6 protein-coding genes are annotated in these 13,570 nt (G+C 41.3%); 5 read left to right on the top strand and 1 reads right to left on the bottom strand.

Annotated elements, in window-relative coordinates:
* Positions 1 to 103: 103 nt before the first annotated feature.
* Positions 104 to 1,225 (top strand): Card1-like endonuclease domain-containing protein, encoded by a 1,122-nt coding sequence (locus FET73_RS12790; RefSeq protein WP_154224365.1) that lies wholly within the window; start codon positions 104 to 106, stop codon positions 1,223 to 1,225.
* A gap of 93 nt (positions 1,226 to 1,318) precedes the next feature.
* Here FET73_RS12790 and FET73_RS12785 read toward each other — a convergent pair whose 3' ends face one another.
* Positions 1,319 to 7,030, bottom strand: a complete 5,712-nt coding sequence (locus FET73_RS12785; RefSeq protein WP_154224364.1) for an alpha-2-macroglobulin family protein — start codon at positions 7,028 to 7,030, stop codon at positions 1,319 to 1,321.
* A gap of 313 nt (positions 7,031 to 7,343) precedes the next feature.
* Here FET73_RS12785 and FET73_RS12780 point away from each other — a divergent pair, with 313 nt between their 5' ends.
* The 4 genes from FET73_RS12780 to FET73_RS12765 all read left to right on the top strand — a co-directional run bounded on the left by FET73_RS12780 (position 7,344) and on the right by FET73_RS12765 (position 13,566).
* Positions 7,344 to 7,634: a hypothetical protein gene (locus tag FET73_RS12780; protein ID WP_154224363.1), complete on the top strand. Its 291-nt coding sequence runs from the start codon at positions 7,344 to 7,346 to the stop codon at positions 7,632 to 7,634.
* A 68-nt stretch (positions 7,635 to 7,702) separates the two neighbouring features.
* Complete coding sequence (locus tag FET73_RS12775; protein ID WP_154224362.1) at positions 7,703 to 8,965, top strand: TolC family protein; 1,263 nt, start codon at positions 7,703 to 7,705, stop codon at positions 8,963 to 8,965.
* On the top strand, positions 8,958 to 10,442 hold the full coding sequence (locus FET73_RS12770) for an efflux RND transporter periplasmic adaptor subunit (RefSeq protein WP_154224361.1): 1,485 nt from the start codon (positions 8,958 to 8,960) through the stop codon (positions 10,440 to 10,442). The genes FET73_RS12775 and FET73_RS12770 overlap by 8 nt, the downstream gene beginning before the upstream one ends.
* On the top strand, positions 10,435 to 13,566 hold the full coding sequence (locus tag FET73_RS12765) for an efflux RND transporter permease subunit (RefSeq protein WP_154224360.1): 3,132 nt from the start codon (positions 10,435 to 10,437) through the stop codon (positions 13,564 to 13,566). Before FET73_RS12770 ends, FET73_RS12765 begins: the two co-directional genes overlap by 8 nt.
* Positions 13,567 to 13,570: the final 4 nt, after the last annotated feature.

Genomic DNA, 13,570 nt, shown 5'->3' with positions numbered 1-13,570 from the left:
GGCAGCCGCCTACTTATTACTGGGTTCGAATTGAAAGCGAATTTTAACGGAAAACACTGATAAACGCCAACATTTCATCAGTATTTGTTATTATAATTCACTAATGACTACCCACATTGCTATTTTTCACCCCAATCATGCAGGCATCCTCAGCGCGGCCCTGCACTTAAAAGCCACAAAGGTCATTTTACTTCACAGAAAAGAAGACAACTGTGAAGGCATCAAATGGGTACTCAGAACCCGAGGCATCAAATTTCAATGTGAAGCCGTCAGCTTTGAAACCAACACATTCAGGAATCAAATAGAACACATAATCAACCAACATAAAGATGATAAATTGATGCTGAATGCATCGAATAGCTACCACAAATGGGTGATGCTGTGCTTTGAACAATTCATTTACCATGATTTCCCTGTCTTTATGGTTGATAAGTTCACCAATCAACTGTCGTGGTTACACCAAAAATCTGACAACCAAGATGAAGACATCAGCTGTCAATTAAAAGTCCATGAGTACTTGATGGCTTTCAATACACAAGTGCTTAACTCAGGCCAAAAGCAAGCAGAGCCTGCCAAGTCTCGCGCATTAACGCATTGGTTGATTGATCACATTGGCAGTCATGATAAACAGATTGCCAAGCTTAATTACATGGCCATGATGGCAGACAGCCAACACCAATATGGGATGACTCATTCAGAATTAAAAGACCATGAATTACAAGAGTTGCTGCGCCACTTTAAAGAAGCAGACATGATTCGACTGCATGGAAAGAAAATTTCATTCATCAACAAAGACAACCGGTTTTATTGCAATGGAGGCTGGTTAGAAAATCACGTTTTTTCATTAATGTATGGCATGCGAGCCAAACGCCCCACCCTCTCTGACATCAATAAAGGCATGGAAATCGTCCGCCACCAAGGCACTGTCAAAAATGAAATCGACGTCATCGCCATGGCCAATAATAGGTTGCATGTGATTGAATGCAAAACCAAAAAATTTGGCCGCTCCAATAAATCAACAGCAGAAGCCAATTCAACCATCTATCGATTAGACACATTAAAATCTTTAACAGGCGGCTTATCGGGACGCGCAATGCTTATTAGCTACCAACCCATCAATAAATACACATACCAACGCGCTCAAGACCTCGGCATTTACATTTGCGCGCACATTCAGCTAAAACAGTTGGAACGCCACTTGTACCAATTTATAGACCAAAAATAACCAAGGTTGACAACCCAATGTGTTAATAAACGTTCCTTTATGACCACATGCGATTAATGATGTGGTCACTTTTAATTGATTAGCGAAACCAATTCACTGTGTTTTTACTGCCACTTTCTCAAGTTTAGTTTGAGCCCTGATTTTTTTGTTGTACATGGCTTCGATCACTGCAGGTAAAGCACTGAATTCACCGCCAACCAACACTTTTGAATAATAGGTGATTTTATGCACGCCACTGGGTAAAAAGTCTGCATAAAATTTACTGGTGGCTGGTTGTAACTGCCTTTCGTAAAAATAACTGCTGTCTGATTCTTTGTCCATTTGATCAATTAATCCAACAGGCACACTGGTACTGAGCATTGGGTTCACTGGCACCCATGCACCCGGATTCGGACTTGAAACCGCAATGAAACTGCGTTGAATCGGGTTGATTATAGTGACTTCAGTTTTTATCCAGTCACCTGTTTGAAATTGATCGGCACGGACATCATGCCACTTACCTTGATCAAATTTGGCATAAGTTCGGGTGATTTCAAGACCTTCACCGGCTGTGATTTCATGATTTGCGTCTTGTTGAAAATCAAGCGAAGCCGAATAATACAGCTGGGTTTCTTTAGGGTTCGCTATGTTGATATTCAAAGGCTGAGTCACGTCAACCATGATAGGCTCACTGGTTAATTGTTGCTGAATACCATTGATCACAACCTGGCGTATTGTTTCATTTTCTAGTGATTCAAATCTTTCTATGAATGTATTGAAAGCCAATAAACAAACACTGTTTTCAAGTGTAGAGCCTAAGATGCCTGACGAATCACTGCGACCTAAAATATTTAACAGGTGCCTGAACGCTGGGTCTTTGTCCTCTTCATTTTGATTAGAATCAAGTAAGGCGCTTACGGTTTCACATTGAGATTTCAGTCCGCTTTCTAAATTAAACCAATCTGATTTGGGTTCTTTGAGTAAAGCCAGCCAATTACCGTTGGTGAAATACTTTTGTGACAGCGCATTGAGGTAGGTTGTTTTGTTTTCGGTGTCATTGATTACCAATTGATTCAAACTGTTGACGCTGAGCGCGTTTGTGTCTGACGTCAATAATTCGAAAATAGCCGCAGAGTCTTCGTTTGGTTCACTTACTTTTTTCGATTCATTGATGAAATAAGCCATGAAGAACAGTTCTGCACTGTATTGATTTTGTTCAGTATCATATTCATATCTTTTGTTATCAAGAAAGCGCTGATAATCCGAAACATACAGTGTGGCAAATTCTTTTATGTGGTCTGTGACTTTTGTAGGAATGTCATAACCCATAACTTTTAATGCTTTGAACATGCTGTGGGTATGGAAGGTTAAAAACGGGCTGACGTTTTCTTTATTGGCGCCAAAGAAGGTCATACCACCGTTACTGGCTTGAAAATCTATGGCGCGGTTGATGACATCTTGGATGATGCCTTTTTCTTGTGCCATTATCATTTCATTGGCTTCTTCAGTTAAACCTAAGTTTTTATTTCGTGCATTTAAATTAAGCTTTACTGCTGCCGCTGTGGCTTTGGCCAATTGTTGCTCCCAACACTGGTGTGGGTATTTTTCCATGTAATTGAATGTGGGGTTCAATTGATTAGAGATGCTCGGATTAACCTTCAGTGTGAGCGAACCAAGTGGGTATGCTGTTCGGTGGCTTATATCGAAATTAATCAACTCAGATGCAGCGGAAAATTGTCCGATTAACTGTTCACTGCCCGATATGCTTTTGCCGCGCACAGGTATATGTTTAATCAACCCATCTTGACTTGATTCGGATCTGACAATCGCTGTGACTTGTATGTCATTAACACCATCAACAGTGATAGGCAAAGCCATGCTGTATTGTTGGTTTTGTATGGCGTTTTCTTGAATCTTTTTAGCGGTAACTGGTTTTTTACCATTATTTGATTCCGCTTGGGCAGCGATTTGTAAGGTTGATGCTTCATTGGATTTATCCACCACATTTACTTGGCCTATAAAACGGTCATCAATGGTCAGTTGTTCAGGTAAATTGGCATAAACTTCTAAATCTTTTTTGGCTTTGATGGATTGAGATTTGACATCAATTTTTCCTTTTAAATCTGCTCCAACCAAAATGACTTTCCATGAACCGATGTTGTCAGGTAATCGAATGGTCTGGCTGACTTCTTGCCCAGGTTGTACTCTCAAACCTGTCTCAAAATAGGCTGACTCTTTAAACAGCAGCCTCAGTTGGTCCAAAGGAATTTCAACACCAGCTATCACCATGTTATTTGAATCCGTTCCGGTATATTCAACGCTGTTTTTCTTATCAATCACACCACCTTTGGTGGCTGGAGGATGTGAACCCAAATCTTCTCTGCTAATTCGACTGCCTGTAACAGTAATCTTGCCTTGTTCTTCTAATTGCTCGTCTTGTTCATCAAAACTAATTTCACTGATTCCTAAACCACTGGTGTCCATCATCAAGTTTACAGGTTTCAGTGTGTGCTTGGTTAAGGTTTGCCATACTTTTGTTGCTTGATGTAGTGATGACTCATTCATGTCATAGTAGTATTTCTCATCAATCAGGCTAACAACCGCCGAATCAATCAGTGCCACAGTAAATTCTGCATCGGTGTCAAAAGATGATTTAACCGTTAATTTAATGTCCGAGCCTGGTAGGTATGCCGCTTTATCAGTAATGATTTCAAAAGTGTCATCAACGCGGTCAGAATTAACTTGGGTGTGAACCGTGGTATCGCTGTATCGCAATTTACGGTTATCAACCGCATGACCATTGATGCTGAGTAAATCGGTACTGACAGAAAAGCCCGGTGCTGCCTGCTCTGTTATGGGAAACTCCAGAACAATACTGCCATTGTCAGTGCTTTTAACCCAGTGTTTCAATATACGGTTCCTTTCAAGGTATACCGCCACCTTGGCCTTCGGGTATGGCATGTTGATGGTTATTTTTGCCACATCTCCAATGTCATACTTGGGCTTGTCTAATAAAATCTGGGGTGATTTATACTTGGTGTAATTAAAAGCATGAGAGGGCTGGTAGACATAAACATCAATTTCATGCTCATAATTCACCCCAGCTACTGCGCTTTTGGCTTTTAATTTATAACGACCCGCTTGAGAGATTGTGGTTTGACATTTGTTATTTTCTGAACATGCTATCGCTTCGTATGCTTGTACTCCACCATTTTCATTGACCTTGGCCACTTCATATTTGAAACTTGGATTGCTTTGCTCTTCGCCGGTATATTTGACCAAGATGGATTCAATATTGATCTTTTCATTGGCCAAGTACATGTACTGATCAGCCTTTATCCCTACAAAATAATCATCTTGATAATAAGGCACATTCAAGTTTTGACTGTAAGTCCATGAACTGTTTTCAGGTTCAATGCCCGCATTGAATTTAACCGTTCCATATTTGACGTCATTTGCTTTGATTTTATATTCAGTCGAAATCTGACCCTGGTCATCATAAGTCAAGGAACTGATAAAATCTGTTTCACCATAGCAGCCGTGACACTGTAAAAAACTGTAACCTGAATATTGTGGATGATCTTCAACAAAGTTCTTGGCAGACACTTCTACCGTCAACTCTCCATTTTGATTGATCACCGGTCCACCAGAATAGTAAGTGGCTTCACCTGTGATTGTAAAAGGTGAATTCGGAGTGAGCATTTTCTTATCTGTTGCTACTGACAATAAATACGGTGAGGTTTGAAAGTCAGTTACTTGGAACCTAACTTCTGAATAAATGCTTTTTTCATCTCCCCAATAGGTCGTTTCCTCTGACTCAGGATTTGTTGGATAAGCAAAGTTAAATGAAAAATCTGCATTTTTTGTTGATAAAGGAATTTTAAATTCACCTGAAACAGAACCAAACTGATCCAACTCCATGATTTCTTTTTTGAAAAAAGAATGGCATTCTAGGTAATTGGAGCAATCTATTTCATAGCCACTGATTCTGTTATACCCTTGAACATTAGCGAATATACTGGAGTCAATTTTGGGAATAACAAAACCATCTCCTTTTTTCTCCCTGAAATACAGTTTGTATTTCACTTTCTCCCCTGCACGGTACAAAGGTTTGTCAGTGATACCCCATACCAGTAATTCGCCCTCATCATAAGTATAGTAATCATCATCTGATTCCTCGCTTGATGTTTCGTAACCCAACTCATCAATGTCATTAATGCTGTATTCTTTTCCTTGATAATTGATAAGCAATGCAAGCTCATCAACTTCATTCTCATCATCAAAATCTGAAGGTAAAACTTCTATTTGTACAAAGCCAGAATCATCTGTAATTCCTTGATAAGATTGCATTTGTGTAATGACTTTTACTGCTGTTTTCTTCGCTGGTTGCATGTTTTTAGCATCATGCAACATCAATGCGACAAACCTTGGGTTCGTTTTGAGGCTGATATGAAAGGGTGCTTTGGTGACATTAAAGGGAACTGTGTCTTTTGAATCTTTTTTTATACCAATCTCGCCGGCTATGGCATGTATCTCGCCTTCAAAAGGCACCTCAATTTGAGTGGTCATGTATTTATTTTTTTGGTTATCTGTAACTTGCTGAGTAAATGACAAATCCACCTCTTGATCATTCACTTTATTAATCTGGACATGAAACGCATCCAAGTTCATGGTACTCGTAACTAAAGTAATTTCATTGGATAAAGAACCATACTGGTATGCTTTATTTTTTAAATGTAACTTTGGGCGAAAACTGTCTTCAAAAGGCACAGTTAACACTTCTGTCAAGTCACTGACTTGATCAAAAACATCTGTTACTTTTTCTAAACAGCTTTTGAATTCAGTTTGATTATCAAAAAAATCTAAAACACGAATGTGGTATTTTTTATTATAACCTTTGTCTTTTAATAAACCGCGCTTTAACAAGCGTTGACAATGAGGATTGAGGGTGTAATTAATTTCTCGATCCAACTGAAAAACAAAATAGTCATCCAAAAAGCATGTCCCTACTTTTTTTGAATGCCAAGAATAATACTTATCAGAACAATAATTGGCCATCAGTTTATTTTTCAAGCCATATGTTTTGAGTGAAAGCGACGTCACTTCTTCTTTGCTTTTTACATCGCCTTTTAATGGTTTTATATTGTCATCTATCGCCAATTGATAATGAGTGTCATAGGCCAAAGACACCTTGGGCTGAAGTAAGACCACCTGATCTTCCATTCTGGCAAGATGGTTTTGAAGTAAATAATTATTTTTGTCAAAATCTAAAACTTCTAAAGGGTATTTTTTACCTTCGTGCACCAAGTTAAAACTTTCCGGTTTAAGTGCCTGTCTGTTTATTTCGGTATTGAATTGAACAGAAAATATGGGGTCAATTTGCGAAGACCATTTAACAACATTCAAGTACCTGGCCTCCGGTCTTGAAAATACAAAATTTTCAGAATATTTATAAACTGGCAAAGCATTTACCGAAGTTAAGCCGTCAGATAAATTGATTGAGTAGCGCGTGTTTCCTTGAATGCCAATGCCATGGTCATTGTTCCTGTTGATCATACAACGCAAGATTTGATCAGATAACCACACCCACTGACAGGCCAGTTGTGGCTGGAAACTGATGGGCATGTCATCAACACTGATCTTCTGCACTTTTTCTTTGAAAGTTAATGTCAGGTCATCGGCAGACACAGCCAAAGAAAAAGGTGCAGCATCCATGTCTTTTTTTGTTGCTAAATGACACGCTGATAAAAACAGTAAAACGCTTAAAGTCCAAAATAATTTGTATCGACTGATGTGATGGATGTATTTAATTTGTGAGGTTTTCATTTCAATGTCCTTGCTATAAAGCCCTTTTATAATGTGCCATTATTCTGACGTGTATTTCTGTTCATTTTATAGCAAACAATCTTTTTATTCTTCAATCATTTACTTAAACATTAAAAATGAAATAATCATCAAAGTGACACGTCATTCGGTATGGAATTCATAGGTGAAAGCTGATTTTAAACATCAAAAGCTTTGAAAAATAATTGGCTCAAGTATAGAATAGCCGGATGCATTCATTATTTTCACAACTGCTTTTATTGTTGGCCCTGCTCTTGGGCAGCATCAATCGTGGGCTGAAAATAATTGTCAACACATGACAAATCAAGCAGCTGTGTCTGATGTTATGGACCATTCCGGCATGGACCATTCTAAGATGAACCATGCTGACATGAACCATGGCATGAATGACACCTCGACACCTGATATGGAAAACTGTTGCGATGATTGTTCCTGTGACTATAATTCTTGTCACAGCCAGTCTGTTGCCATAGTTGGCACCAAAGAATGGACATACAATGCGTCCAATGGATTAAATAAATTGTCACTCGATTGGCAATTATCTCACAACACCACTCCCCTGCTTCGCCCACCCAGCCTGACCTGAACATTGCATCAGTGCGTCTGAATTTTGATGATTCATGGCGCGTCAAAATGAAATGAACAGGTATTTCCATGAAAAAATTAATTTGGGTGACACTTATGTTGTTATCCGTAAAAGGCCAAACCTTAACTTTTGAAAACGCCATTGATTTGGCGATTAAAAACGACCAACAATTAACCGCTTTAGGAAAACAAGCCGAAGCGTGGCAAGCCAACAGTGAGGGCATTGCTTATTGGCCCAACCCCAGTGTCAACTTGGGTTTGATGAATGTTGCCGCTGACGGGTTTGATTTAGGCCAAGAAAACATGAGCATGGCACAGGTCAAAGTGACACAGCGGCTGCCCAAGAAAAAATGGGTCAACATAAAAAAACAGCAAGCCATTATTCAAAGTGAACGGCAGAATCTACTACAAAAAGACCGCGAAGCTTTACTACAACAACAGGCGGGCACTTTGTGGTTACAAATTCATTGGGCACAAACAAAGCTGCAGTTGTTACAACAACAAAAAGCATGGCTAAAACAACTGTCACAGACAGTCACAAACCATTATCAATCTGGCAGTACACAAACGCAACAAGCCGATGTATTGCAAGTTGAGTTGGCGGCTAATGGCATTGAACAACAGTTAATAGAAACCAAGCAACAACAACAACATGCCGCTTTGTCGCTAGGCGTTAAAACAAGGCAAAACATCAAGCAAGTGCTGGTTGACGAAACATTACCTGAAATTGAGCCTTCTGAAATCCAACCCAATTTTAAACTTCATCCCAAGGTACAAGTGGCAAAAAAACAAGCTGCTTATGCAGAACTGGCCATAAGCTCAGTCAACGAAAATAACAAGAGCAATTGGGTCATCAGTACAGCTTATGGCCACAGACAAGATAATAATCAGGGCCTTGAAAGGGCTGATTTGGCCAGTATTGGCATCAGTTTCGACATCCCGCTTTTCAATCGCAAACACAATAACAGCAAAGTACGTCAAGCAGCTCTGCAAGCAGATGCTCAACATGCCAAATGGCAGCAGGTGTTGCTGGACTTTAATAACCAATGGGTACAAGCCTTGAATCAGTATCGGAGCCAACGACAGTTGTATCAATTACACCAGAGCCAATTGATTCCACAAAATCAATCGGTAATTGATGCTTTGATGATTGCATACAGCAATGGCCGGAGTGATATTGATGCGGTGCTCAAAGCACACCAAGAACTGATCAATCAACAATTAAATGCCGTGTCAGCCCAACACCAATTCGCCATCAGCGGCTTGACTTTAAATTACTTACAAACGACAAATATGCCAGGCACAAAAAGCAAAGGAGCTCAAAATGAATAAAATAACATGGCTTGTATTTGGAACATTTCTGGGATTAATCTTGGCATGGTTTTGGAACAATACAGACAAAGTGATTACTCAAAAAATTGAGAAAAAACAACCTTTGTACTGGGTCGCACCCATGGATGACAATTACCGACGTGATGAACCTGGTTTATCACCGATGGGCATGGCATTGGTGCCTGTTTATGAAAATCAACCAACAGAAAACCTTAAATCCGGAGCAGGAACCATTCAAATTGATGCCGCTGTCATCAACAACATGGGCGTGCGCACAGCAGAAGTATCTTACGGACATTTACAGCAATCAAGTGTTTCACAAGGTGTGGTTCGATTTGCAGAAACTACTATGCACCACGTGCACCCCAAAACAGTGGGCTGGATACGTGAACTGGCGGTTAAAAGCAGTGATGAATGGGTTGAAAAAGGCCAGTTGTTGTACCGTATTTATGCTCCAGAATGGGTTAATGTACAACAAGAACTGCTGTTTGCCGTACAACAAAAAAACAGCAGTTTGATTCAAGCCGCTGAACAACGATTGGCCGCATTGCAGTTTCCAAGCGAAGTGATTAAACAAGTGAAGGCTGAGCAACGCATCTTTGAATCTGTGCCATTTAAAGCGCCACAATCAGGCTATGTGATTGAATTGAATGTACGAGAAGGCCATGTGGTCAAACCCGCAGATACAATGATGACCATAGCCAATAACGACACCATGTGGTTAGATACTGAATGGTTTTCAAGTCAAAACATACAACAAGGCCAAAAGGTGGCAGCCACCAGCCGTTTTTACCCACAAAAACGTTGGTCTGGCAGTATCGATTACATTTACCCATCAGCAGACGAACAGAACCGCAGCATCAAAACACGAACCTTACTCGAAAACCCAAACGGTTTACTCAAAGCCCATATGAATTTACAAGTTCAATTGGTCAATGAATTAACCTCAACTGAGTCAAACAGGTTACTGGTACCACATCAGGCTGTCATTCAAACTGCCCAACAGAATCGAGTTGTTTTGGTGTTGGGAAATGGTGTCTTTAAGTCGGTTGCTGTAGAACTTGGAGAGACTGATGGACAAGCATTTGAAGTCGTTTCTGGCCTAAAATCAGGTGATAAGGTGGTCACATCTGCTCAATTTTTACTCGACTCAGAATCCAGTAAGACTTCTGACTTTATACGCATGGGCGATGACAGTTGGCCATCTGCGGTTGTGTCAGGGCGCATCAATGACATTAACCTGAAGGCAAGAATGATAAATATCTCAAGATCTGCCATCACCAAATGGAACCGCCCTGCGGCTACTTTAGATTTTCAAGTGGAAAACACCACAGACTTATCAACACTTTCCCAAGGCGATGATGTGACATTTGAGTTTGAAATACGTGAAGATCAATTTGTCATCATTTCAATTCAAAAACAAGCTGAGAAACAAGTCGTGAAACAGCTCATAAGAAAGGTTAAAAATCATGATTAAGTCATTGATATATTCGTCAATAAAAAACAGAATCATGGTTTTATTGGCCACATTGTTTCTGGTGGCGGCTGGGTTTTATTCAATCAAGACAACACCCATAGATGCCATCCCTGATTTATCAGAGGTTCAAGTTATAGTCAAAACCAGCTACCCTGGACAAGCACCACAGGTGGTGGAAGATCAGGTGACTTATCCATTGACCAGTACCCTGCTGTCGGTGCCCAAAGCAAAAACTGTTCGGGGTTTTTCTTTTTATGGTGACTCATACGTATATATTATTTTTGAAGAAGGCACTGACCTGTATTGGGCCAGAGCGCGGGTTCAAGAATATTTAGGTCAAGTGGCATCTAAATTACCCGCCACCGCGAGCAGTCAGTTAGGACCTGATGCCACAGGTGTGGGCTGGGTGTACATTTATGCTTTGCAAGACATGACAGGACAGCATGATTTGAGCCAATTGCGTAGCATTCAGGATTGGTTTTTAAAGTATGAATTACAATCCGTTTCAGGAGTGTCTGAAATCGCTACAGTCGGAGGTATGGTGAAGCAGTACCAAATCATTCTCGACCCAGAAAAGCTCAAAACACACAACATACCACTGACCCTGATTCAAACTGCGATACAGCAAAGCAACCAAGAAGTCGGCGCTTCTGTTATCGAAATGGCAGAAGCAGAATACATGGTTCGTGCCACGGGCTATGTCACCAGTGTGTCTGATTTGTTACAAATTCCATTAGGGCTCAATAAACAGCAAGTGCCTTTGCTACTCAAAGATGTGGCCACCATTCATGTGGGGCCCCAAATGCGCCGCGGCATCGCTGAACTCAACGGTCAAGGTGAAACTGTTGGTGGTATTGTTGTGATGCGATTTGGAGAAAATGCCCAACTAACCATTGAAGCCGTTAAAAACAAATTGGAACAACTCAAGAGTAGCCTACCTGACGGTGTAGAAGTGATCACGGTATATGACCGCAGTGAGTTGATTGATAATGCGGTTGATAATTTATGGCACAAGCTGGCTGAAGAATTATTGGTTGTTGGATTGGTTTGCTTGTTGTTCCTGTTACATTTGCGCTCTTCTTTGGTTGCCATCATCAGTTTACCAGTGGGTATTTTAATGGCATTTATCGTCATGAAATACCAAGGATTGAATGCCAATATCATGTCATTGGGCGGTATTGCTATTGCAATTGGTGCCATGATTGATGGTGCCATTGTGATGATAGAAAACATGCATAAACACATGGAAAGCACTGAAATTAATAACAATAATAGATGGGAAATAGTGGCAAAATCCGCATCAGAGGTAGGACCTGCCCTGTTCTTCAGTTTGTTGATTATTACGGTCAGCTTTCTGCCCGTGTTCACATTGGAAGCCCAAGAAGGTAAATTATTCTCACCGCTGGCATACACCAAAACCTATGCCATGGCAGCTGCGGCGGCATTGGCAGTGACCTTGGTTCCGGTATTGATGGGCTACTTTGTCAGAGGTAAAATCAGAAGTGAGCACAACAACCCCATCAACCGCCTACTCACAGCGGCCTACCTGCCGATTCTCAAAGGCTTATTGAACTGGCCCAAAACCACAGTTTTAATGGCCGTTATATTGCTCAGCACAGTGGCCATTCCATTAAACCGCATGGGTTCCGAATTTATGCCACCGTTGGATGAAGGAGATTTAATGTATATGCCCACCACTTATCCAGGAATCTCTATTGGGAAAGCCCGCGAATTACTACAACAAACAGACAAATTAATCAGCACTGTACCCGAAGTAGCAAGCGTTTTCGGAAAAATTGGCCGTGCCGAAACTGCGACTGACCCAGCACCACTGACCATGATAGAAACCTTCATTCACTTCAAACCCAAATCCGAATGGCGTGCTGGCATGACTGCCAAGAAATTGAAGCAAGAATTGAGCCAATTGATTCAGTTTCCAGGCGTCAGTAACGCCTGGGTGATGCCTATCAAGACGCGAATAGACATGTTGGCTACCGGTATCAAAACACCAGTGGGCATCAAGGTATCCGGCCCTGAGCTGCCCGTGATTGAGGCCATTGGCCAACAAATTGAAACTTTAATGGGTGGCTTTCCTGGCACCACATCTGTTTATTCAGAACGTGTTGCAGGTGGGCGCTATATTACAGTGGACATCAACCGCTTACAAGCAGCGCAATATGGTTTGACTGTGGCTCAAATTCAACACGTGTTGGCCACTGCCGTAGGTGGCAAAAACTTGGCATACAGTACCGAAGGTACAGCCAGATACCCGATTCAAATGCGCTATCCACAACATTACCGCGACAGCCCAGAGCGTTTAGAACAATTGCCTGTCATTGCGCCCAATGGCTTGCAATTGACGTTGGCTGATGTGGCTGATATTACAATTGAAAACGGCCCTGCAGGCATTAAAAGCGAAAATGCTCGCCCCAATGGCTGGACCTTCATCGACATTGAAGGGGTGGATGTTGGAAATTATGTTGCGGAAGCTCAAAAATGGTTGAACCAAGAGCTCAACTTACCTGCCGGCTATGCACTGACTTGGTCGGGTCAGTTTGAGTACATGGAACGCGCCAAAGCCAAATTGGCTGTTGTACTACCTATGACAATAATGATCATAGCACTGCTTTTGTTCCTTAACTTCAAGAACATGCGTGATGTGGTCTTTATCATGGGCACCTTACCTCTGGCTTTGGTAGGTAGCTTTTGGTTACTGTTCCTGCTTGAATATGACTTCTCTGTGGCAGTGGGCGTGGGCATGATTGCCTTGGCGGGTGTGGGCGTAGAAACCGCCGTCATTATGTTGGTTTATTTGAATCAAGCATTGGCCCAAGCCTTTTCTAACTCACAATTAACCCTCAACAGCCTATATCAAGCAGTAATTGATGGTGCTGGCATGCGCTTGCGCCCTGTTCTCATGACTGCAAGTGCCACAATCATTGGTTTATTGCCAGTTATGTGGGGTGATGGCACAGGTTCAGAAGTGATGCGCCGCTTGGCCGCACCTATGGTCGGTGGTATGGTCAGTTCAGTACTGCTGACCTTATTACTCTTGCCCGTGATTTTTTACCTCTGGCACAGTCGCTCAATTGGCACTAAAATAGCTGCTTTTGACCCAGAGTGAATCC

Source organism: Marinicella rhabdoformis (genome assembly GCF_009671245.1).
Classification (GTDB): Bacteria; Pseudomonadota; Gammaproteobacteria; order Xanthomonadales; family Marinicellaceae; genus Marinicella; species Marinicella rhabdoformis.
The sequence above is the reverse complement of the archived record's forward strand: the minus strand, read 5'-3'. Positions and strand labels throughout refer to the sequence as shown.